This is a genomic window from Cohnella boryungensis, assembly GCF_042651945.1.
GTDB classification, from domain to species: Bacteria; Bacillota; Bacilli; order Paenibacillales; family Paenibacillaceae; genus Cohnella; species Cohnella boryungensis.
On record NZ_JBHSED010000003.1, the window covers coordinates 73,520 to 96,496 of the forward strand.

Consider the following 22,977-nt stretch of genomic DNA (forward strand, 5'->3'; position numbering starts at 1 on the left):
CGACGATGTCGCTAAGCCAAAGACAAAAGGACCGCATGATGGACACATGGGTATACATCATCTTGTTCATCATAATGTTATCGATGCTGTATCCGTTCTATTACGTCCTGATTCTATCCTTCAACAAGGGAACCGATTCCCTTCTCGGAGGCATTTACTTATGGCCCCGCTCGTTCACGCTGGAGAACTATGTCCGTTTCCTGGAAGATCCGCATTGGTATCAGGCCTTTCTGGTGACCCTCGTGAGAACGTTAACGGGTGCCGCGCTGGGCGTCTTGTTTACCTGCCTTGTGGCGTATGGACTCTCGCATCGCGATCTGCAGTTCCGCAGATTTTATTTCACGATCATCATTTTCGCGATGTATTTCTCGGGCGGATTAATTCCTTATTATGTCGTGCTTCGTTCGATCGGGCTGTTGAATACGTTCGGCGTATATATCATCCCTTCCATGCTGAGCACGTTCTTCCTGCTTATCGCAATCTCGTTCTTTCGCGAGATCCCCGGTGAACTGAAGGAGTCGGCCCATATCGACGGCGCGAACGAGTTGGTGATTTTCTACCGGATCATTCTTCCCGTCTCTATGCCGCTTATCGCTACCATGTCGCTATTCCTGGGTGTCGGCCAATGGAATTCCTGGCTGGACTCCGCGTACTTCGTGCAGTCGGAGGGCTTGCGAACGCTCGCCTTTCGGATGATGGAGGTCATCAACAAGAGCAACGCGCCGATGGACGCCATCGCCGTCGCGAACAGCGCATCCGCAGGCGTGACCAGCTATTCGCTTCAGGTAGCGGCCATGGTGGTCTCCATTGCGCCTATCGTATGCGTGTATCCGTTCCTGCAGAGATTTTTTATTCAGGGAATCATGCTGGGCTCCGTAAAGGGTTGACCGATTTCCATGATATTAAAGCGCTTGCTTTAATATAAAACACTAATTCGTTGGAGGGGTTACATTGAACAGAAACAGAGGCAGGAAGGTATTGGCCTTATCGCTGACCGTTATACTGGCGCTGGCGCTGCTGTCCGCATGCGGCAAGAACAACAACCAGCAGGAAAGCGCCGGGACTGCAACTCAAACCGGTTCGAACTCTGAAACGCCGTCGAAAAGCGGGGAAGTCAAGGAGCTTTCCTTATTCATCGATGCGTCCTGGTACCCGGTAAAGGAATGGAAGGGCCCTGTTGCAGAGAAAATAACGGAAAAAACAGGCATCAAGCTCAATGTAACGGTCGCCACGGACGATAAGCAGCTTCCGCTCATGATTGCTTCCGGCGATCTTCCGGATCTCGTATTCACTTATGCCAACATTGACCGGATGTCGGATTCGAAGCTGTCCTATCCCTGGAATGAGTTAATCGCGCAGTATGCGCCGGACTTTAAGATCGATAAGACGAGAATCGCGATTCACACGATGGACGACGGCAACTTCTACACGGTTCGCAATGCATTCGCGACGCAGGAGGAAATGACGCAAAACAAATACTCGGTCGGCAGCGACGGTAATCCCGGAATTGCGGTGCGGGAAGATATTCTGAAGGAGCTTGGAAATCCGCCGATCGATTCTGTGGACAATTTCGTGAAGGTCTTGGGCATGGTTAAGGAGAAGTATCCGGACATGGTACCGCTTATTATGGACAAGGATTGGATCGAGCAATATTTCCTCCAGCAGTTCGGCGTAGAGGGGCTTCTGGATGGCTGGTACGAGCGGGATGGAAAGATCGATTATGCCATCAGGCAGCCGAAGATGCTGGATTTCTTCAAGTTTATGAACAGTCTTTATCGCAACGGATATATTGTCGCGGAAAATTTCGCGTACACAAACGATCAGATCGACGATCAATACGCGACAAGCGGGAAAGCGTTCGCTCATAGTCATACGGTTAGTGTGGCGGACACGGATAATATTAAAATCAAAAATGCCGGCAGCTCGTTCACGTTCAAGATGCTGCCCAGCGCTTTGTCGAAGGACACGAAGGCTGTCAGTTCGGGGCTTGGCTTTGCCGGGACCTTCATTACCAAGAAAAACAAGGATCCCGAGGCGGCGATCAAATTCCTGCAATTCCTCGCGAGTGACGAGGGGAAGAAGTTAACGATGTTCGGAGTCGAGGGCGAGCACTGGACATGGAATGAGGAAGGTTATCCGAATCTGAAATACGATCCGGCCGATGCCGATTTCGTAAACGGCAACGGCATCAAATGGTGGTACCTGTACAACGACGGAGTCACGGAGGGCATGCTGAGTTATGTTCCGGGCGCGCAGAAGACGCAGGCCCTGATGGAGAGAAAAGCGTTTACGATTTATAAGCCGGAGATCGGTCTGATTCAGACGCAGCCGGATTCACAAGAAAAGACGATCAAGACCAAGGTCGACGAGATGATTAAAAACGAGAAGGTCAAAATCTATCTGGCGAAGTCCGAAGCCGAAGCCGTTGCAAATTATGAGAACATGGTGAAGAATGCCGAGAAGATCGGCTTGGAGCGGCTGATCGATTGGGCTAACGAAACGTATCAGAAGAAGAAGGATTTGTTCAAGTAATTATGGGAGGTCCGACAGGGACGCGAGGCGCCCCTGTCGGACTTTGCATGCTCATAGTCGTGGCGCGCAACTCTCCCGCGAATGGAACGGCATATCCGAAAGGAAGACGTAAGTGAGGTTTACCTCTTTCAATCTTAACGAATTCAGGCTGACCGACGGCTTCTTTGCCTTCCGCAGGGAACTGATCAGAAAGTATATTCAAGAAATCGCGAAGGTGAATCCGGCGAACGAGTTTGGCGGCCTGGGCGATGCCCTTTATACCTTATATGACCTGACCGGCGACGCCGCATTGCTGGAACTGGCTGCTATTTTCGACCGGGATTATTGGATTGAGCCGCTTGCGGCAGGCAAGGATGTGCTTGAGGATCTGCATGCCAATGCTCATCTTCCCACGCACCGAACTCCGGAGGGAAAACGGGTATGTCGCGATAGAGCGCGTATTCCGAGACGGGGATCGGATCGACATTGAAATCGAGGCTTCCTTGCGGTGGGTTCCGCTTCCAGACTCGGAGGCTTTGGCGGCGGTCATGTTCGGCAGCGTGCTGCTCGCTCAAGTCGGGGGCGACAAGTCTCTGAGGGGCATTATGGACGGAAATATCAATGAGAAATTCGTAAGGTCCCAAACCGGGCGGCTGGAATTCGTTGTGGAGGATGAGCAGGGCAGCCAAGCCGATTTCATTCCGCTGTTCAGAGTGCAAGACGAACAATACTCTGTGTACTTGGACCGATCCGGCCATGCAGCGCCGTATCGTCGGTTTACCTTCGCCGCTGACGGCAGCGCCGCGTATGAGGAGGTCACACGCCAAAGCCCAAGCCCGTAGAAGTCATCCGGTTTTGGAAGCAGGCGGCCTCTATCGGAATCTGCTTGCACGTGGTACGGTAACATTATGCGGATTTCGTCGGAGGGAAGTGCTGCCATGAGCATTATGCGCAAGATCGTTCTGGGATATGTGATTCTGATTTTTATTCCCGTTCTTGCTTTCGGTTACCACTACTACACGCAAATCTACGGCAGCCTGACCCAGCAGTTCGTGGAAAGCCGGCAGAAGATTCTCGAACAGGCGTATGCCAACATGAGAACGGATTTTGCCCGAATTCAGTCGGTGCATCGGGTGCTGCAATACAATCCATATGTTACCGACTATTTGGACGGCGTATATCAATCCGACGCCGATAGCGTCTATGCGCTGATTCGATATATTTTGCCTTTATACTCGCAATCTCTGTTCGCCAATCCCGAGATCGAGTCTCTCGTCATCTACAAGATGAAGAACCGGGTCTTGCCCATTACCGATCAGTTCCGCGACCGCTCCATGCTGGACCCGCAGATTGAGGAGACCGTCTCGTCCCTGAAGGCGGGACAAGGCATGTGGCTGCGCGCGGACCCGGAGGTGTCGGAGCCGGATCTGATTTATTATCAGTATATCTACAATACGCAAATCACCGAGAGGATCGGCCTGCTTGAAATCCGGATCCGCAACAGCCTGATCCGCAATTTCTATGAAGCCGCCGGCGTGGAAGGGAATTGGAGAGCCTTTCTGCTGTCCGGGCAAGGCAAGCCTCTGACGGACGAAACGACGGGATTGGACGACAAGACGTTAAGTCGGCTGCAAGGGGAAGAAAGCGCTTTTTTTATCAATCGAAAAACGATCGTCAATCAGTTAAAGCTTGAGCCGCTGGGCGTTCGCGCTATCGTAACCGGTCAGGTGGGCGACGTATTCCGTTCCATTAAACAGAAAGAGATTGTTCTGGTGACGATGATTGTGCTGCTATTACTTGCCTTATCCATTGCATATTATGTGCTGGCTTCCACGATCACGAAGCGAATCCTCAGGCTGGCCCGGCATATGCGCACTCTGAACGACGATAATCTGAGACAGCACAGCATCAAGCGCGGCAGGTTTGAAAGGGATGAAATCGGATTCCTGACCGCCACCTACAATTCCATGGTTCAACGCATGGATGAGCTCATCAACAACGTTCATCGTGCAGAGTTGCGCAATAAAGAAGCGGCGTACCAAGTGCTGCAGGCCCAGATCAAGCCTCATTTTCTATATAACACGCTCGAAACGATCCGGATGGTCGCCGAAGCCAACAATGACAAGGAAGTCGCCGACATCTCGTTCTGGTTCGGGAAATTGATGCGCTACAGTCTGTCATCCGAGCAGGACGAGACCGTTCTCGCGAAGGAAATCGAAATGGTCACCTTCTATCTGAACATACACAAGAAGCGGCTTCAGAGCAGATTGACCTATGAGGTTATCGTTGCCGTCGATGCCGAGCGCCTCGCCTGTCCTCGCTTCCTGCTGCAGCCGCTCATTGAGAACGGGATATTGCATGGGGCTTCTGCTGTGCTGCGGCCAGTTCATATCCGTCTGCAGGCGACGGAATCGGAGCGGGAGATCGCGATCGCCATTTCCGACAACGGCAATGGAATCCCGCAGGAGAAGCTTCTTGAGCTGCAGGCCCGGCTGGCTAAGCAGGATGAGGTCAGAAATGCGGAGGGGCCGGGCGGCGTGGGGCTCATGAATGTCAACGAAAGGATCAAAGCCTTCTTCGGAGGAGAATCCCGGCTGGAAGTATCCAGCGAGCCGGGCAAGGGGACCTGCTTGCGCATCATTATCGCGAAAAGGACGGTGGACTGACGATGAGGGTATTGATTGTAGACGACGAGCCCTTGATTCTGAACGGATTGGTCAAAATCGTCAGGGAAATCGCGCCTGTCGGTACGGAAGTTCGCGAAGCCCTCAACGCACCCGAGGCGCTGGAGACCATGAAGGTCTACATGCCGGACGTGACGATCACGGATATCAATATGCCCGAGATGAACGGCTTTGAATTACTTGAAGAAGCCAGAAGAGAAGGGCTGTGCAAGCGCTTCATCATCCTCACTGGCTACGACGAGTTCGAATACGTCCGTCAAGCTCTGCGCTCGGGCGTAGTGGATTATCTGCTGAAGCCCCTGGATAAAGAGGAGATCGCAGCCTTGCTGGAGCGCGTTGAAGACGAGCTGCCGACTGCAGCGGATTCGGAATACAGCCGGCATGCCGAACGGATTCTCGCGTATATGCAATCGAATTACATGAACGATCTGTCCCTGGATCATCTCGCGCACCGAATGAATCTCCATCCGAATTATATCAGCAGCTTGTTCAGGAAAGAGACGGGTGACACCTTCGTTAATTACTTGAATTCGTTGCGGATCCGGGAGGCGCAGAGACTACTGAGAACACAGCGTCATCTGAACGTCTGCGCGATTGGACAGCAGGTTGGCTACGATACCAAGCATTACTTCACGAAGGTGTTCAAGAAATATACGGGGGCTACCCCGGGCGCTTATCGGGAGGACGAGCAGGTGAACGAGGGAGAGACGGATTCGGAACGGGAGGGAGACGGACAATGAAGAACTCAGATGTACAGACTGTACCTGCAGATGGTATACGAGCCGGCCAAAAAGAGAGGCAAGGCTCGGTTCATGAGGTTTTTTATCCGGTCAGCCACTATATTAACTCGTCTCGACAGCTTGTCATCGATCGGAAGGTCGATCCCGGAGAAGCCGGCAGAGAAACCGCAGGAGAAAACGCGATTACGAAAGTGTGCAGTATTTATTTGCCACCGGGTTATGATGCAAGGGATAGGGATACCCGGTATAACGTGCTGTATCTGCTGCATGGAGTAGGCGGGGACCATCACGAATGGCTGCAGGGCAGCGGCATATCGGATGGGAATTTCATTCTGTGTAATCTTCTCGACAATCTGATTGCCAGGGGCGAGATCGAACCGCTGATTGTGGTGTGCCCGAACGGTCGAAGCGCGCATGACTGGTCGGATCGCGCCTTTAGTCCCCCAGGAACTAACATGCTGGGCTTCTATTATTTTGATTACGAGCTCCGATACAGCTTGATTCCCTTTATTGAAACTAACTACCCCACATTCGCCAGAATCGGCGATACGACCCCGGAGGACATAGCTTATAACCGAATGCATCGAGCCATTGCAGGTCTGTCGATGGGGGGGATGCAAGTTCTGAACCTGGTGCTGGGCGGCTTTCGATGCGATTCATTCGAGTACGTGGGAACCGAGAGTCCGTGGGGCAATGGGCTGGCGGAGACTGTGCAAGCCCCGGGGATGACGGATTTGTTCGCCTACGCCGGAGCCTTCTCCAATGCGCCCACCTCAAGCGGGGGCAAGGCGCTCGGAACCCGGGTGGCGTCCAGCGGACACAGGCTTCATTTACTTTATATGACCTGCGGCGATGCAGATGATGTAGCTATTGGCAGCTATCGAGGAGCGATTGAAGGGCTTGTCGACTCGGCGAAGGAGGCGCTCGGCGACTTCTATCAGATTGTGATCAAGGACGGGAAGCATGACTTCGACGTATGGAATCACGGCGTATACAACTTTGTTCGCCTGGCTTTTGGAGATGACAAGGCACAGCATCCGCCGCGTCATGTCCAATGTTCATTGACTCTCTAAATAGGAATAATCTGACGAGTGCTATTTTACAGGAAAGGATCGTATCTTTATGCCGGAGCGGGACTTGAACCCCGATAACAGACTATTCTTTCGTTCGCCTGCCCTGCAATGGGAAGAAGCTTTGCCCATCGGCAACGGACGGTTGGGAGCGATGGTATTCGGCGGCCCTCGTGCCGAACGTTTGCAGCTAAATGAGGATTCCTTGTGGCATGGAGGGCCTAGGGATCGGCATAACCCGGATGCCCGGGAGCACCTCCCGGAGATCAGGCGGCTGATATTCGAAGGAAGGCTGCACGAAGCTGAACGCCTCGCCTCTCTGGCCTTGACGGCCATCCCGGAAACTCAGCGTCATTACGTGCCGCTCGGCGACCTGTTTCTTAACTTCGAGCATGCGGCGAATCACGAGATTCTGGAGTACGAGCGCGAGCTTGATCTGTCCCAGGCTTTAGTCAACATTTCCTACAAGGCGGAGAACGTGAAATACAGCCGCCAAATCTTTGCGAGCTACCCGGACAGCGCAATCGTGGTGAGGTTGACGGCGGATGTCCCTGGCCAAATCTCGTTCACGGCAAGAATGGGAAGGGAAAGGTTCCGCTACGTGGATCGTATCCGTGCGGAAAGCGGGAATTCGCTTGTGATGAGCGGGAATAGCGGGGGAGGCGTCAATTACAGTGGGGTGCTCATATGCAGACCGGAAGGGGGACAAATGCGAACCATCGGGGAGCATCTTGTTGTCGCGAATGCCGATTCCGCGTTGCTGGTCATTGCGGCGACGACGGATTTCCGCGACCCTGACCCGGAATCCGCAGCGGTGATCAGTGCCCGTCGGGCAGTCTCAAGATCATACAGGGATATGCTGGAAGAGCATGTTGCCGATTATCGCAACCTGTTTGACCGGACGGAGCTGCGGATTTACGGCGAACGAAGCATGAGGGAAGAAGATACCTCGGTCCGTTTGAATCATTTGAAAGCGGGCCTTGAGGACCCCGGACTTCCGGCTTTATATTTTCAATACGGACGTTATCTGCTTATCGCCTCAAGCCGACCAGGATCTCTGCCTGCGAATTTGCAAGGCATCTGGAATAAGGATATGCTTCCGGCTTGGGACAGCAAATTTACCATCAATATAAATGCGCAAATGAATTATTGGCCGGCTGAGATTTGCCACTTGTCTGAATGCCATGAGCCGCTCTTTGAATTGATTGAACGAATGATTCCGAATGGACGCCGCACCGCGCAAGTCATGTATGGCTGCCGAGGGAGTACGGCTCATCACAATACCGATATTTGGGCGGACACCGCACCTCAGGATCTTTGGCTGCCCTCGACTTATTGGCCGCTTGGTCTTGCCTGGTTATGCCTGCACCTCTGGGAGCATTATCAATTCAGGCAAGATCAGGCCTTCCTGGAACGGGCCTATCCGATGATGAAAGAAGCAGCGGTTTTTCTCCTTGATTACATGGTCGAGCTTCCCGGCGGAGAGCTTGTTACTTGTCCCTCCGTTTCTCCTGAAAACACATATAGGATGCCAAACGGGGAAACGGGCGTACTCTGCTACGGGCCGTCTATGGATAGCCAGATTGCTCGCGAGCTGTTCCGGGCCTGTCTTTCGGCAGCGGAGCAACTGCAGTGCGATGCGGATTTTCGGGCGGAGTTAAGGCTGGCGATTGACAAGCTGCCGCAGCCTCGTATTGGACGTTATGGACAATTGCAGGAATGGCTTGAGGATTACGAGGAGCTTGAGCCTGGGCATCGCCATATCTCGCATCTCTTCGCTTTGTATCCGGGAACGCAAATTTCACTTGAGAAGACGCCGGAGCTGAGCGCGGCGGCGCGGCGGACGCTGGAGCGGCGCCTCGCGCACGGGGGAGGCCATACCGGCTGGAGCCGGGCTTGGATCGTCAATTTCTGGGCCAGATTGCGAGAGGCGGAGGAGGCTTATGCCAATGTGACGGCGCTCCTGACCCATTCCACGCTGCCTAATCTGCTCGATAATCATCCACCGTTTCAAATCGACGGCAATTTTGGCGGAACAGCAGGGATTGCCGAGCTGCTTCTGCAAAGTCACGAGGAGACGATACATCTCTTGCCTGCTCTTCCCAAAGCCTGGTCGAATGGCGAGGTCAGAGGACTTCGCGCCCGAGGCGGGGTCACGGTGGATATCGCATGGGCGAACGGCCGAATGCAGCAGGCCGTACTGAAGCCGGATCGCACAGGAAGCTATCGTATTCGATGTGAACAGCCGGTCCATTGGTCGATGAATGGACTCGCTTATGAGCCTGCGCAGCTTGACGAGACCACCTTCTTCATTAAAGCGGAGGCGGGAGTCGATATGCTGCTGCTGGCCAGTCAATAGACTAGTCCTGCAAGGAATCGGCGTATCGCAGCTCCAATGGAAGCGGCTGCGTCGTAGCGCGATGAGTCCATTCGATGAACAAGGAGTGCAAAGGACAAATGAAAAAACAAGGCTTGAATCCTTATCTTCCATCTTGGGAATACATTCCGGACGGAGAACCGTATGTGTTTGGAGACCGAGTGTACGTGTATGGCTCCCATGATCGATTTAACGGACATGCCTATTGTCTGAACGATTATGTCTGCTGGTCTGCACCCGTGGAGGATCTGGCGGATTGGCGGTATGAAGGTGTAATTTACAAGAAAACGCAGGACCCGCTTAATCCTGACGGCCGCATGTGCCTGTATGCGCCCGATGTCACAGTCGGATCGGATGGGCGTTATTATCTCTATTACGTTCTCGATAAGGTTCCCATCGTATCGGTAGCCGTCTGCAATACGCCTGCCGGCCGTTATGAATTCTATGGATACGTTAAGTATGCCGATGGGACGCGGTTGGGAGAAAGAGAAGGCGATGAGCCTCAGTTTGATCCGGGTGTGCTGACGGAAGGGGATACAACCTATCTGTATACCGGCTTCTGCGCCGTTGGAGATCTGTCCCGAAGCGGCGCAAGGGTAACGGTGCTTGCTTCCGATATGCTCACGGTGACGGAAGGGCCGACAGTTGTTGCGCCAAGCGAGCCCTACAGCCAGGGGAGCGGATTTGAAGGACATGAGTTTTTTGAAGCGCCCTCTATCCGGAAGAAGGGCGACACTTATTATTTCATTTATTCTTCGATCGTGATGCACGAATTGTGTTATGCCACAAGCAAATATCCGACCAAGGACTTCGTCTACCAGGGGGTCATTGTAAGCAATAGCGATCTTCATATCGATTCCTACAAGCCGGCAGCCAAACCGATGTTCTACAGCAGCAACAACCATGGCAGCATTGTAGAAATCAGGGGAGAGTGGCACATTTTTTATCATAGGCATACCAACGGAACGAATTTCAGCCGGCAGGGCTGCAGCGAGCGGATCGAATTTCGGGAGGACGGCACGATTCCTCAAGTGGAAATGACCTCCTGCGGTCCGAATAGCGGACCGCTTGCAGGTCGGGGAGAATATCCGGCGTACCTGGCCTGCAATCTGTTTTGCCGGGACGAGGCCATCTACACGGGCGCCCCCGGCGAATGGATGGACAGCCGGTTTCCGAAGATTACCCAGGATGGCAGAGACGGGGACGAGGAGATCGGGTACATTGCCAATATGAGAGACTCGGCAACCGCGGGCTTCAAATATTTCCATTGCGAGGGGATCACGAAGGTCAAAATCAAGGTTCGCGGGTATTGCCGCGGCGCCTTTGAAATCAAAACCGCCTGGGATGGCCCCGCTTACGGAAGGATACCGGTTGATTTCACGAATATCTGGACAGAATATGCGGCCGATCTCGTCATCCCTGACGGCATCCAGGCTTTGTATTTCACCTATACTGGCGAGGGGGGCGCAAGTCTGGCTTCGTTCGCGTTGAGCGTAAGTTGGCAACTTAATGATTGAGATTCAAGCTTAAAGTATGATGAAGGAGGCTGACTCAGAAGTGCTAAACTTTTGAGCAGCTTCTTTCTTTATATAGCGATTATGGTTTTGCGAGCATGTATCTTCTTCCGATGGCTGTTGCATTCGTGAAATTTTGAATTTGAACTCGTAACGAGGAAATTTCACGACTGCAAAGGCCAACGCTCGCGAAAGCATCCGATTGATGCTTTCGCCTAGTCATGGTAATTTCGTCTCTCCCCTTCGACCCGGACACGAGTGTCAGTTTCAATCCAGAAGCGCTGTCTTAAATCGGGTTGTTTATTAACCATTCTTTTTTTAGCAATGCGTATTGGAAAGTGTTTTCGTATTTAGGCGATCCATCCTCGTATTTGGTCATTGAAACAAATTCAATAAAATAACCCTCTTTACGCATACCTAATCTTTCACATAATTTTTGTGATCTGTAGTTATCATCCTCAACATATGCATAAAGCCTTCTTGCACCTAATTGAATGAAGAGATACTTCAAGAAAGCCATTATACTTTCACTTGCGTATCCCTTACCTTCAAATTGAGCATTGAAATGCCAACCAATGGAATAAGTATCCGGCTCTTCTTTTAAATAAAATAGTTCTCCGATTAGATGACCGCTGTCTATTAAGCAGACCGCAACATAAGAGTCATCTTCGCTTCTTTTTTGAACTTTTAAGGCAGCTTCTTCTAATGTGGAAATTTTATCATCAAGAAAGCAGTTCACTCTTGGATTAGCCAAATATTCTAACAGACCTTGAGAATCTGTCTCGGAAAAATTTCTTAATATTAATCGATGGGTTTCAATTTGTTGCATTAGTAATCTCCTAATTCAAATTTTATTGATTTAGTAGTATACCGCAGCACAAGGCTGTATACAAACCTATCTAGTAACTGTTTTCATCCATTAGCAACAACTCCTCCGGAACGATCGCCAGTTTCTATTTTGCGTGTTTTGGAAATTGATATCAATGTTATGGATAGAGGAGCGAATCTGCGGCGGGTGCGACCGCGGCATTTAAGGATGCGAATACCGTCAGCGGAAAGCGCCCAACCAGCCGTTCACGCCAATACCGTTCCAGATATTGGCCCGCCATACATTAATGCAGTTCGGCTCCCAAGAGGGGTTCGTTTTGCCATAAGAATATAAGAGAGCAGCCAGGGCAAAATAGGATACAGAGTGTGAATAGGATAATAAGCCATCTCCCCGGTCAGCGGCCTGACCAAGCTGGATAAACAGGGAAATGCGAAAATATGATAACCGGTTGACATATTATATGTCAACCGGTTATCATATTGGTTGAGCGGGGCTGTTTGCGCTTACAAATTCACGATTTGGGGGAATCGAATTTGCAAATCAAAAAGAGGATTTCATTAGGACTGAGCTTCGTTATGCTGCTGTCCCTGTTGGCCGCCTGTTCTTCAGACAAGACTCCGACAGGGAATGCAACGCCAAGCGCATCTCCAAACGCCTCGCCTTCCGAGGCTTCGCAAGCGCAGGACGTCAAGCTTACTTTTTTTAACACCTCGGCTGAAGTAAATACCGTATTCGAGCAACTCTTCAAAACCTACCACGAGTTAAACCCGAATGTGACGATCGAACTCATTCCGACGCCGATTGGCGGCGCACAGCTGGAGAAGTTCCAATCCTTGCTGGCATCCGGCAACCCGGCTACGATCGCCAATCTCGATCCGGGAACGATTCTGCAGTTCAAGGACAAGTTTTTGGATCTGGATTCGGAGAAAAGCAAATATGAGCAGCTGACCAAGCCGGGTGCCGTAGACGGCGCTCTATTGGACGGCAAATTCCTCGGCATTCCTTGGACGGCTCAAGGCTATGGCTTGTTATACAACAAACGCGTAGTCGAAGAGTCCATCGGGGGAACGTTCGATCCTGCATCGATCAAGACGAGAAGCGATCTGGCAGAGGTGCTGGCGAAAGTGGAAGCGGCCGGCAAGGCGCCTGTCATGATCCATGGCGCGGACTGGTCGCTGGGGGCCCATTATCTGGCGCTGGCGTATTCCTTGCAATCGAACAGCGTGGAGGAGAACCGCAAGTTCGTCGAGAACCTGAAGAACGGTTCGGTCAGCTTGATGGACAATCCGCAATTTGCCGGACTGATGGATACGTTCGATCTGCTTAAGAAATACAACATAAGGAAGAAGGACCCTCTTGTCGCGGACTACAATAAGGACAGCGCGGATTTCGCCAAAGGGGAAACGGCGTTCTACTTCATGGGAGACTGGACATGGGCGGTAGTCGGTCCGCTTGAGGGCCGCGATCAGGAGTTCGGTGTCCTTCCGGTGCCGATCAGCGACAATCCGGACGATTTCGGAAATACCCAAGTGGCTTACAGCGAGCCGAAGCTGTTCGCCATCGACAATTCCGGCTCCACTCCCGCGCAGCAAGAGGCGGCGAAGGCGTTTGTCGAGTGGATGGTCACCAGCGAACAGGGACAAGAAGCCATCGTTTCCCAGATGGGGCTTGCCCTGCCGTACAAAGACGTGAAGGTGAAAGGCACCAATGTGATTTCGGACGCCGTCAACCAGTATACCGATCAAGGCAAAGTGATCAATATCGGGGTAATCAACTATTTGCCTCAGGACTATTGGGCGAAGACGGGAGCTTCCATGCAGAAGTATTTGGTCGACAAAACCGATCGCGAGGGACTTGCGAAGGAAGTGGAAGGTTACTGGAAGTCGTACGCCGGCAAATAAGAAACCAATAGAGGACGGGACCGGGGCTTTCCCTCGTCCCCCTCTTTTATTCAAGCAAGGAGATAACTTTGGCGGTAAAGGGGCGGCATTATGAACAAAAGGATAGGGATACGGAACGTGGGAACCTTTCTGTTTTTTGGAGGTCCTTCCCTGTTTGCATTCGCGGCAGTCGTCATAGTTCCGTTTATTGTAGGCTTATATTTGACCTTCACCAACTGGGATGTTCGAACGGCGGATTATACGTTCATCGGCTTCTCCAATTACTCGGAGGTTGTTCACGATAAAGCATTCCTTACGCAATTGTGGTTTACGATCAAGTACGTTTTTTTTACGGTGCTGCTCTCGAACGTGGCGGCGTTCTTCATCGCGCTGGTGCTTTCCAGCGGTCTGAAAGGCGAGAAGTGGCTGCGGACGGGCTTCTTCACGCCCAACCTGATCGGCGGAATTGTCCTCGGTTATTTGTGGCAGACGCTATTCTCGCAGGTCATGCCTTATATGGGGGAGAAGTATGGATGGTCGTGGTTCGAAACCTCTTGGCTGACCGATACGGACACCGCTTTCTGGGCGCTGGTCATTGCAACGGCATGGCAACTTGCCGGCTATCTGATGATTATCTATATTGCCGGTTTTGCCAGCGTTCCCGGCGACGTGCTGGAGGCGGCCCGGATCGACGGCGCGAACAGATGGGCCATCTTGAAAAAGATTACTCTTCCGCTTTCCGTTCCGGCGATCGTGATCTGCGTGTTCCTTTCCATATCCCGATCGTTCCTGACCTATGACATCAATCTTGCCTTGACGAAGGGCGGGCCCTTCAACTCTACCGAGCTGGCGTCCTACCACATCGTGCAGAAGGCATTCTTGTCCAACGAATATGGAATCGGGCAGGCAGAAGCCGTCGTTCTTTTTGCGGTCGTTGCTTTAATTGCATTGTCTCAATCCTACATGCTTAAGAAACTGGAGGTTGAATCGTAATGCGATCGAGACAGCCCCTGGCCCTGCTTCAGTCCTCGCTCCTATATGTCGTGTTGATTGTTTTCTTGTTTCCCTTCCTGCTGATTCTCATGAATTCCTTCAAGAAAACGCAGTACTTTGTCGAGAACCCGTTGTCCTTCCCCACAAGTCTAGACTTCTCGAACTATGTCAGCGCTTTTGAGAACATGGGATTTCTCCAGGCCTTTGTCAACTCATTAACCATTACAGTTATCGGTGTCCTGCTCATTCTTCTTTTCGCCTCCATGACGGCGTACTTGTTCGTCAGGTTCAAATGGAAGCTGAATACGGTGCTGTTCTTCGTGATGCTGGCCTCCATGACGATCCCTTTTCAAGTGATTATGATTCCGCTGGTCATGATCTACGGCGATCTGCAGCTGCTGAATATGAAGGCATCCTTGCTGTTCATGTACATGGGCTTCGGAATCCCGTTCGGGGTCTTTACGTTCCACGGCTTTATCAAAGGCATTCCCTACGAGCTGGAGGAATCGGCTTTCCTTGAGGGAAGCTCGAAGGCAAGAACCTTTTTCCAGGTGGTGCTCCCCCTGCTCAAGCCCGTTGTGGTGACGCTTCTGGTATTGGACGTGCTCTGGATCTGGAATGATTATCTGCTGCCTAGTCTGGTGCTGCTCTCGCCGAGCCTGAAAACCTTGCCGCTGTCGACGTATACCTTTTTCTCCTCTTACTCTGTCGATTTTGCGCCGCTCATGGCCGGATTGGTGATGACCATCATTCCCGTCCTGGTGATGTATCTGTTCCTTCAGAACCAGATTATCAAAGGGATTACTGAGGGGGCCTTAAAATAAAGTTGGGCCGCCAAAGCTAAAAAAAGTTCGGCAATACGTTATAATGGGCTTAAAAACGCTAGGTGGTTCGTTCATGGCGAAAATCGAAGACGTGGCCGAAAGGGCGGGAGTATCCGTCACGACAGTATCCCGCGTGCTGAACAACCGAGGATATATCAGCCAGAGGACACGGGACAGAGTGGAGCAAGCAATGAAGGAGCTCCGTTATCAGCCTAATGAAATGGCACGCTCGCTGTTCCGGAGAAAATCGAATACGATCGGTCTCATAATACCTTCTGTTGCGCATCCGTTCTTCGGGGAACTGGCGTATCATCTGGAGGAATATGCAGATCGAAGAGGATATAAGCTGCTGCTCTGCAATTCGAACCGCGACGTCGTTAAGGAACGCAAATATATCGATATGCTGAAGAAAAATCAGGTGGACGCCATCGTCATGGGGAGCTCGGTGGTCGACATCGAGCACTATCTTCATTTAGACTCGCCCATCGTGTCTTTCGATCGTACCCTCGCTGACAATATTCCGATCGTTACCTCCGATAATCGGATGGGAGGAACGCTTGCGGCCCGTCTGCTCATCGAGAAAGGCTGCCGTCGACCGGCGTACGTCTTTCGCGGCATCGGCGGACCTCATCACCAAGCGTTAATGGCTAGCGAAAGGGTTCTGGGATTCGACGAAGCGCTTCGAGAAGCCGGGATCGGGTCCCTTCATCTGGAACTGGAGGCCGTCGAGGGGGACAGCCTTCGGAGCGAGGAGGACCTCGTTCGATTCCTGCTGGAGCATCCGGAAGTGGACGGCGTGTTCGCTAGCAGCGATGTCATTGCCGCTGAGGTGATTCAAGCCAGCCATCGGCTGCAGAAGCGGATTCCGCACGAATTGAAGCTTGTCGGCTACGACGATATTCACATCGCTTCGTTCTTCACGCCTCGTCTAAGCACGATCCGGCAACCGATCCGCGAGATGTGCGAGTGCACCGTCGATTTGATCGCAAGGCAACTGGAAGGAGAAGAGGTTGCCGGAGTTCATTCCTTCCCGGTTGAGCTGATCGAACGCGAGACGACATGAATTCGGACGGTTAAGAAAGCTTGAGAAGCCAAGGGAGCGAAGCCCGGTTGTTCCATTCGCGTCCCGTTTTGTTTGTTCAGGGTGTCAAGCGGTTGACACCTCTTGCATTGTTGTGTATAAGGAGGCTCTTTGATGGTCGTTACCATTAAAGATATTGCAGAGAAGGTAGGCGTGTCGGTTACGACCATCTCCCGGGTGCTCAACAACCGGGGATATTTAAGCGACAACCTGAAGAAAAAGGTACAGGAAGCGATGGAGGAGCTGAATTATCAGCCTAATGAGGTAGCCCGTTCGCTGTCGCGCAAAAAATCAAACGTATTCGGACTCATCATTCCCGATATTTCGCACCCTTTTTTCGGACAGATCACGAAGCATATCGAGTACTATGCCTATAAGAACGGCTACAAGCTCATGCTTTGCAATTCGCTGCTGAACAAGAAGAAGGAAAAAGAGTATATCGAACTACTGAGAGCCAGTCAGGTTGACGGCATCATTATGGGCAGTCATACGATGAAGGTTGAGGAGTATATGGCGATCAAGCTGCCGCTGGTCACCTTGGATCGCCGAATCTCCGATACGATTCCCTATGTCTCCTCCGACAATTACCGAGGAGGCGCGCTGGCCACGAAGCTGCTTCTTCGGAAGCGGTGCAAAAAAATCGCTTATCTCAGCGGCAGTCTGCAGCTCAATCTGCTGGCCAAGCAGCGGCACGACGCATTCATGGACCAAGTACGAGGCCAGCAGATCGAATATGTCGTCAGGCAAACGGATCTCAACGGATTTAAATACAGGGAATATGAACCGATGGTGCGCGAGCTGTTCCAGGAGCACCCCGATATCGACGGGGTGTTCGCCAGCAGCGATCTGTTGGCGCTGCAGATCATTCGGGAAAGCCGCAGGCTCGGCAAGCTGATCCCGGAGGAGCTGAAGGTCGTCGGATATGACGGGATTCAGATCGGCGGCGCGGAAGACTTGACGACGATCGAGCAGCCGATGCAGGAAATGGGAAAGCTGGCGGTCAGTCGGCTGCTCCAGCAAATTGGCGGCGAAGAGACGCCGCTGGAAACCGTTCTGCCCGTCAAGCTGCTGGAAAGGGGCACGACCTGAGGAAGCCTCCGCTGAACGGATGAGATTCATGTAAATTTACGATACGAGGCAGGGGGAAGGTTTGTGCTGGAGTTCAATCGCCCATTGGCGTTGCAGGATAGAGAGAATGACGTATTGACGGTTGGCGAGCTGCTCGTGGACCTGATCTCGGAAGACTACGGCGACGCACACGAAGGAGCGTCCTACCGCAAATATTTCGGCGGATCGCCAGCCAACATCGCGATGAACGTTCGAAAGCTGGGGATTCAGTCGCAGTTGGCCGCGGCGGTCGGGGATGACGGGCTGGGAAAATTTTTGCTTGATCGACTGCTTTCGGAGGGGATTGAACCGGCCTTCGTCGAGACGGTACAGGAGGCTACGAGCCTCGTTCTGTTGACGAAGAGTCGGGCGACTCCGATTCCGATTTTCTATCGTCAAGCGGATTATCGGTTGTCCTATCGCCCGCAGCTGGAGGAGATATTGAGGAAATCGAAATTTCTGCACTTCTCTTGCTGGCCTCTCTCCATGTCCCCGTCCCGCGACACCATTGAGAGGATGATCGATACGGCCAAGAGACATCGGGTATGGATCGGCTTCGATCCGAACTATCATCCGATGCTATGGCCGAAGGACGAAGATGGAGTGGCCTATGTCAAATCCATCATCGGACAAGCGGATATGATCAAGCCGTCGGACGATGACGCGGAGAGACTGTTCGGCAAGGATACCCCCGACAATCAAATTCTTAAGTTTCTGAGCCTGGGCGCCAAGCTGGTGGTCCTGACGCTCGGAAAGGACGGGGCGCTGGCGTCCGACGGAAAGGAAACGATCCGTTTTCCCACGCTGGCTGCGGAAGTGGCGGACACGACCGGGGCGGGGGACGCTTTCTGGTCCGGCTTCTATGCCGCGCTGGTAAGAGGACATGCCATTCGTGAAGCGATCTCCCTCGGATTTGCCGTCAGCGCGTATAAACTGAGGTTTACCGGGGCGGTCGTGGACTTGCCCGATCTGGAAACGATTCAACACTCATATGGACTGTAAGAGGTGAAACCGGTGGTCATAAAAAATCAAGTGCAATTGATCACGTATCCGGATTCGATGGGCGGGAATCTGAAGACGCTCCATCGCGTGCTGGATACTTATTTCAAGAATGTTTTCCAAGGCGGCATTCACATTCTTCCGCCCTTTCCCTCCTCCGGCGACAGGGGCTTCGCCCCGCTGACCTACCTGGAGATCGATCCGAGCTTTGGCACGTGGGAGGATATCAAGGCCATAGGAGAAACCTTCGACGTCTTGGTCGATCTGATGGTGAATCATATTTCTCGTCAATCCCCTTATTTTCAGGATTTTCTGAAGCATGGACGGGATTCCGAGCATGCCGACCTGTTTCTGACGCTGGACAAAATCTGGCCGGACAGCCAGCCCGTTCAAGAGGACATTGCCCTTATGTTCCTGCGTCGCCCGCGACCCTATTCGAGCTTCAACATCGCAAGCACCGGGGAGGAAGAAAAGGTATGGACGACGTTCGGCAAAACCGATCCGTCCGAGCAGATTGATCTCGACATTCGCTCAGAGAAAACGAAGCAGCTGTTGACGGCATTCTTCCTCAATTTTAAAAAGCACAACGTCAAAATCGTCCGGCTCGACGCTGTCGGCTATGTGATCAAAAAGCTGGGCACGAGCTGTTTTTTCGTAGAACCGGATATCTACGATTTTTTGGACTGGACGATGGAGCTCGCCCGATCGCTCGACATCGAGCTGCTGCCGGAGGTTCACTCCCACTACACGACCCAATACAAGCTCGCAGAGCACGGCTATTGGATTTACGATTTTATTCTGCCATACCGAATTCTCGATACGCTGCTGAATCGCAGCGGCAGAGAGCTGGTTCATTACCTGAAGACTCGGCCGCATAAGCAGTTTACGATGCTCGATTGCCATGACGGAATTCCGGTGAAGCCGGACCTTGACGATCTGATCGACACGAAGGCAGCTCGACAAGTCGTCGAGCAGTGCGTGGCCAGAGGAGCCAATCTGAGCTTGATTCTGTCGGACGAGCATAAGGCTCCTGACGGATTCGACGTCCACCAGATCCGCTGCTCCTATTATTCCATGTTGAACAGCGACGATGATGCCTATCTGACAGCGCGCGCCATTCAGTTTTTCGCGCCGGGTATTCCGCAGGTTTATTACGCGGGGCTGCTTGCCGCGGAGAATGACCAGGCGAGGGTGGAGCTGACAGGGGAAGGCCGAGAGATCAACCGTCCTAACTACAGCATGGAAGAGATCGAACGCTCCGTGGAGAAGGAAGCGGTCAAACGCCTGATTAAGCTCATCCGCTTCCGGAACGAGTATGAAGCGTTCCAGGGAGAGTTCGAGGTTCTCGATACTCCGGATGAGGAGCTTCGCCTACGCTGGACGGAAGGAGAGAAGCGCTGCGAGCTACATGCCGATTTGGGAACAGGTCAATCCGCGATTTCTTATGTCGATGATGATGGGGAATGGGTAGAATACAGGATTTGATCGGGAGCGTGCATTGCATGACAGAGACGAGGTGATCTATGTGGCATTTATCGATAGAGTGTTACCCGAATTAAGGCAGGAGTTTCTCCGGTTGCCGGAGCTTCGCCTGCCTCAGGATCTGGCAGCCGGAAGGCAAATGACTCCGCCTGTCGCGGAGCGATCCGATTCGGTTCAAATTACGAATCATCACATTCCCGGAGCGGATCAATCGGAGATGCTGATCAAGGTCTATCGGCCGAATTCGCCCGATACCAAGCGTCGTCCGGCGCTGCTATGGATTCATGGAGGCGGCTACGTGCTGGGACACCCGGATGCGGACGATGCCCTGTGCGAGCAATTTGTTCAAGCGGCCGATTGCGTCGTCCTTTCTCCCGACTACCGTCTTGCTCCCGAGCATCCGTTCCCGGCGGCCATCGAAGATTGCTATGCCGCTTTGACTTGGTTGGCCGATGCGGCTGACGAATGGAACATCGATGCGTCCCGGATTGCGATCGGCGGAGCGAGCGCGGGCGGCGGGCTTGCTGCGGCCCTGGCCTTGCTGGCTCGGGATCGGTCCGGTCCGGCTATCTGCTTCCAGATGCCGCTGTACCCTATGATTGATGAACGCAACGAGACGCCATCCAGCTGCGAGATCGTTCATCCCTCTGTCTGGAACCGTGCCAACAACGCGGCGGCATGGAGAATGTATCTGGGAGAGCTTGCCGACGGCGAGGTTTCTCCTTATGCTGCAGCGAGCCGAGCTGAGAGTCTGACCGGCCTTCCGCCAACGTATACATGCGTCGGCCAACTTGATCCGTTCAGGGACGAAACGTTAGATTACGTCAGACGTCTCGCCCAGGCCGGCGTCGATGTAGAGTTCCAGCTCTATCCCGGATGCTACCACGCCTTTGAACTCGCGGACCCCCATCAGGAGACTAGCGTTCGCGCCCGTCAAGGCTACATCCAGGCGTTGACCAGAGCCTTTAAAGTTTAAGTCCGATTTGATCGGAGTAAACCGTTTAACGTTGGACGTCGATCCTTGATCGGCGTTTTTTCGTGTTAGGAGGTCAGCAATGATTAGGGGCTGGCCTATACCAGTTGGTTTTGTAGTCGGTTGGCAAGGCAGAGATTATGTTCAGTCTGAAGGTAGACGTCAACGGGGATGGAGTCGTAACGATCGCTGGCGTCCTGTTCGTCTCCAGATAGGCGGATAGTGCAACCTAAAGCTCAGAGTTTAAGAGTTTGTTAAGAGCTTGCTGTTACACTGTTCGACAAACCACGTCATCATCGATGACTCAAGGAGGAGAACAGTTCCAGATGTTATCGAGAGGAACAAGCAGAGTGAAGAAATGGATGAGAACGACTCTGGCTGCAATGGCCTTCGCTTTACTGACAGCCGTAGCTCTGCCGTCCAGCGAGACCCATGCCGCGGCTGGGCCCCTGCATCTTAATTCGCCGCAAGATATCAAGTTTTACGCCTACAACGGCGTAACGGAGATGTACATCGTCGATAACGGCAACAACCGGGTCATTCGGGCGAATACGGACGGGAAGGCGGATCTGATTGTTGACGTCAACAATCCGACGGCGGTCGCCGTGGACGGGGAAGGCAATATATACGTCGCCGAATCGGGCTTGGCTGCGAGCTTGCATGCGTTCGATCGGGATGGCGAGCCGCTCTCGCTGTTGAAGCACAACGGGGAGACGATTACGGGGCCTATCGATCTGATCGCTCCGATGGTCACCACCACCGTCCCAAACTATCCGAAGCTGATGAACATCAAGAGTCTTGTCGTTTTCACAAAAATCAATCCGGTCACTCAGCAAGCTTACAAAGAAGCCACGTTTCAATTCGAAAACTACGCGGCAGTCAGTTATTTTCCAACGGTAATCGGTATGTTGAATAAAAGAGGCACTTTGAGACTGGATCTGAGCGGTTCGAGCAGTGGCGGCTCATCCAGTGCCGGAGACGGAGAGTCGGGCCTAGCAATCCATTTCGATGGTAGGTTATGGGAATCCGGAGGCTACTTCGTCGATCTGGACGGTGTCTTTAACATGTTCCCGGGAGAAGGCTATTCGACCGGGGAAATCGCGGTAGATTTCATCGGAGAGATGTTTTACGTCGTCATGAACGAGACGAAAATTTACCGTGCCTCCTACGTCGGCGCTTCGTACGCCAACCGTCCAACGCTTCAGCCCTGGCTTAATCTGACCGACGATTACGGAATCAGCGAGCCGCATGCCATCGTTGTCGGTCCGGACAATAAGCTGTACGTAACGGATGCGGCGCAGGATCGCATAGTCGTCCTCAATCTGGATGATACCGGCACCTTTAACCGGGTGCTGAGCTTGACCTACCAGCCGAAGGATCCTCCATCCGCAGGCTCGGTCGTCAAGCGCGGCAAGCAAGGCCAGACGCTTGTACTGAACGGCGCGGATTTCCTGAGCGGCTATTCCGATCCGAAAGGCCGCGCGATGAGTGAGATTCGCGTCGTGTCGCTGCCGAACCACGGCACGCTCAGCCTCTCAGGAGCTCCCGTTCAAGACGGGCAATCGATTCCTCTAGCCTCGCTGAACGGCTTGGCATTCACACCCGATACGTCTTGGGGCGGCACGACCTTCTTCGAATGGCAAGCGATGAATTCTGCCGGGGCGTATTCCGAGACGCCCGGTAAGGTCGAGATCATCATCCGGCCGAAGGGAGACGCCAACGGGGATGGAGTCGTAACGCCTGCGGACGCGCTGCTCATCACCAAGTATCTAAAAGGGAAAATCACGCTGACGGCAGATCAGCTCGAAGCGCTCGACATGAACGAAGACGGTGAAATAACCGAAGCAGATGCTGCCTTAATCATGAATATCTATATGGGCAATGCAGGGTAGAATCCGGGCAAATGAAGGCCA

Annotated in this window: 19 protein-coding genes; 18 read left to right on the forward strand and 1 reads right to left on the reverse strand. The window is 52.8% G+C overall.

What is annotated here, in order from left to right; translation table 11 throughout:
- Positions 1-5 precede the first annotated feature (5 nt).
- The 9 genes from ACFO1S_RS01705 to ACFO1S_RS01745 all read left to right on the forward strand — a co-directional run bounded on the left by ACFO1S_RS01705 (position 6) and on the right by ACFO1S_RS01745 (position 10,899).
- Entirely contained in the window at positions 6-887 is an 882-nt protein-coding gene (locus ACFO1S_RS01705) for a carbohydrate ABC transporter permease (protein WP_204600959.1), read from the forward strand.
- Positions 888-951: 64 nt separating this feature from the next.
- On the forward strand, positions 952-2,532 hold the full coding sequence (locus tag ACFO1S_RS01710) for an extracellular solute-binding protein (protein WP_204600958.1): 1,581 nt from the start codon (positions 952-954) through the stop codon (positions 2,530-2,532).
- A gap of 112 nt (positions 2,533-2,644) precedes the next feature.
- Positions 2,645-3,001 carry a beta-L-arabinofuranosidase domain-containing protein gene (locus ACFO1S_RS01715; protein WP_378126112.1) on the forward strand — a complete coding sequence of 119 codons (357 nt, stop codon included), beginning with the start codon at positions 2,645-2,647 and terminating at the stop codon, positions 2,999-3,001.
- A 13-nt stretch (positions 3,002-3,014) separates the two neighbouring features.
- On the forward strand, positions 3,015-3,353 hold the full coding sequence (locus tag ACFO1S_RS01720; RefSeq protein ID WP_378126114.1) for a hypothetical protein: 339 nt from the start codon (positions 3,015-3,017) through the stop codon (positions 3,351-3,353).
- Positions 3,354-3,449: 96 nt separating this feature from the next.
- Positions 3,450-5,177 carry a sensor histidine kinase gene (locus ACFO1S_RS01725; RefSeq protein WP_378126116.1) on the forward strand — a complete coding sequence of 576 codons (1,728 nt, stop codon included), beginning with the start codon at positions 3,450-3,452 and terminating at the stop codon, positions 5,175-5,177.
- 2 nt (positions 5,178-5,179) lie between these two features.
- Positions 5,180-5,935 (forward strand): response regulator transcription factor, encoded by a 756-nt coding sequence (locus ACFO1S_RS01730; protein WP_204600957.1) that lies wholly within the window; start codon positions 5,180-5,182, stop codon positions 5,933-5,935.
- A complete protein-coding gene (locus ACFO1S_RS01735; RefSeq protein ID WP_204600956.1) occupies positions 5,932-7,008 on the forward strand; it encodes an alpha/beta hydrolase in 1,077 nt (358 codons plus the stop codon). The genes ACFO1S_RS01730 and ACFO1S_RS01735 overlap by 4 nt, the downstream gene beginning before the upstream one ends.
- A 49-nt stretch (positions 7,009-7,057) precedes the next feature.
- Entirely contained in the window at positions 7,058-9,364 is a 2,307-nt protein-coding gene (locus tag ACFO1S_RS01740; RefSeq protein ID WP_204600955.1) for a glycoside hydrolase family 95 protein, read from the forward strand.
- Positions 9,365-9,462: 98 nt separating this feature from the next.
- On the forward strand, positions 9,463-10,899 hold the full coding sequence (locus ACFO1S_RS01745; protein WP_204600954.1) for a family 43 glycosylhydrolase: 1,437 nt from the start codon (positions 9,463-9,465) through the stop codon (positions 10,897-10,899).
- A 283-nt stretch (positions 10,900-11,182) separates the two neighbouring features.
- On the opposite strand, the gene ACFO1S_RS01750 is transcribed toward ACFO1S_RS01745, so the two are convergent.
- A complete protein-coding gene (locus tag ACFO1S_RS01750; protein WP_204600953.1) occupies positions 11,183-11,725 on the reverse strand; it encodes a GNAT family N-acetyltransferase in 543 nt (180 codons plus the stop codon).
- A gap of 533 nt (positions 11,726-12,258) precedes the next feature.
- On the opposite strand from ACFO1S_RS01750, the gene ACFO1S_RS01755 reads away from it, so the two are divergent.
- The 9 genes from ACFO1S_RS01755 (at position 12,259) to ACFO1S_RS01795 (ending at position 22,956) form a co-directional block, all read left to right on the forward strand.
- Positions 12,259-13,626, forward strand: a complete 1,368-nt coding sequence (locus tag ACFO1S_RS01755) for an ABC transporter substrate-binding protein (protein ID WP_378126119.1) — start codon at positions 12,259-12,261, stop codon at positions 13,624-13,626.
- Positions 13,627-13,716: 90 nt separating this feature from the next.
- Positions 13,717-14,598: a carbohydrate ABC transporter permease gene (locus ACFO1S_RS01760; RefSeq protein ID WP_204600952.1), complete on the forward strand. Its 882-nt coding sequence runs from the start codon at positions 13,717-13,719 to the stop codon at positions 14,596-14,598.
- Positions 14,598-15,422 (forward strand): carbohydrate ABC transporter permease, encoded by an 825-nt coding sequence (locus tag ACFO1S_RS01765; RefSeq protein ID WP_204600951.1) that lies wholly within the window; start codon positions 14,598-14,600, stop codon positions 15,420-15,422. Before ACFO1S_RS01760 ends, ACFO1S_RS01765 begins: the two co-directional genes overlap by 1 nt.
- A gap of 73 nt (positions 15,423-15,495) precedes the next feature.
- On the forward strand, positions 15,496-16,485 hold the full coding sequence (locus ACFO1S_RS01770) for a LacI family DNA-binding transcriptional regulator (protein WP_204600950.1): 990 nt from the start codon (positions 15,496-15,498) through the stop codon (positions 16,483-16,485).
- A gap of 132 nt (positions 16,486-16,617) precedes the next feature.
- Entirely contained in the window at positions 16,618-17,592 is a 975-nt protein-coding gene (locus ACFO1S_RS01775; protein WP_204600949.1) for a LacI family DNA-binding transcriptional regulator, read from the forward strand.
- A gap of 63 nt (positions 17,593-17,655) precedes the next feature.
- On the forward strand, positions 17,656-18,612 hold the full coding sequence (locus ACFO1S_RS01780; RefSeq protein ID WP_204600948.1) for a carbohydrate kinase family protein: 957 nt from the start codon (positions 17,656-17,658) through the stop codon (positions 18,610-18,612).
- Positions 18,613-18,624: 12 nt separating this feature from the next.
- The gene (gene gtfA / locus ACFO1S_RS01785) at positions 18,625-20,094 is read left to right on the forward strand and encodes a sucrose phosphorylase (RefSeq protein WP_204600947.1); all 1,470 of its coding nucleotides are present in this window, start codon (positions 18,625-18,627) and stop codon (positions 20,092-20,094) included.
- Positions 20,095-20,134: 40 nt separating this feature from the next.
- Positions 20,135-21,067 (forward strand): alpha/beta hydrolase, encoded by a 933-nt coding sequence (locus ACFO1S_RS01790; protein WP_378126122.1) that lies wholly within the window; start codon positions 20,135-20,137, stop codon positions 21,065-21,067.
- A 323-nt stretch (positions 21,068-21,390) separates the two neighbouring features.
- Positions 21,391-22,956: a dockerin type I domain-containing protein gene (locus ACFO1S_RS01795; protein ID WP_204600946.1), complete on the forward strand. Its 1,566-nt coding sequence runs from the start codon at positions 21,391-21,393 to the stop codon at positions 22,954-22,956.
- Positions 22,957-22,977: the final 21 nt, after the last annotated feature.

Bases quoted from the DNA above. Each gene is read 5' to 3' on its own strand.
- ACFO1S_RS01705 (WP_204600959.1), top strand. From the start codon at position 6: ATGTCGCTAAGCCAAAGACAAAAGGACCGCATGATGGACACATGGGTA.
- ACFO1S_RS01725 (WP_378126116.1), top strand. From the start codon at position 3,450: ATGAGCATTATGCGCAAGATCGTTCTGGGATATGTGATTCTGATTTTT.
- ACFO1S_RS01730 (WP_204600957.1), top strand. From the start codon at position 5,180: ATGAGGGTATTGATTGTAGACGACGAGCCCTTGATTCTGAACGGATTG.
- ACFO1S_RS01735 (WP_204600956.1), top strand. From the start codon at position 5,932: ATGAAGAACTCAGATGTACAGACTGTACCTGCAGATGGTATACGAGCC.
- ACFO1S_RS01740 (WP_204600955.1), top strand. From the start codon at position 7,058: ATGCCGGAGCGGGACTTGAACCCCGATAACAGACTATTCTTTCGTTCG.
- ACFO1S_RS01745 (WP_204600954.1), top strand. From the start codon at position 9,463: ATGAAAAAACAAGGCTTGAATCCTTATCTTCCATCTTGGGAATACATT.
- ACFO1S_RS01750 (WP_204600953.1), bottom strand. From the start codon at position 11,725: ATGCAACAAATTGAAACCCATCGATTAATATTAAGAAATTTTTCCGAG.
- ACFO1S_RS01760 (WP_204600952.1), top strand. From the start codon at position 13,717: ATGAACAAAAGGATAGGGATACGGAACGTGGGAACCTTTCTGTTTTTT.
- ACFO1S_RS01765 (WP_204600951.1), top strand. From the start codon at position 14,598: ATGCGATCGAGACAGCCCCTGGCCCTGCTTCAGTCCTCGCTCCTATAT.
- ACFO1S_RS01770 (WP_204600950.1), top strand. From the start codon at position 15,496: ATGGCGAAAATCGAAGACGTGGCCGAAAGGGCGGGAGTATCCGTCACG.
- ACFO1S_RS01775 (WP_204600949.1), top strand. From the start codon at position 16,618: ATGGTCGTTACCATTAAAGATATTGCAGAGAAGGTAGGCGTGTCGGTT.
- ACFO1S_RS01795 (WP_204600946.1), top strand. From the start codon at position 21,391: ATGTTATCGAGAGGAACAAGCAGAGTGAAGAAATGGATGAGAACGACT.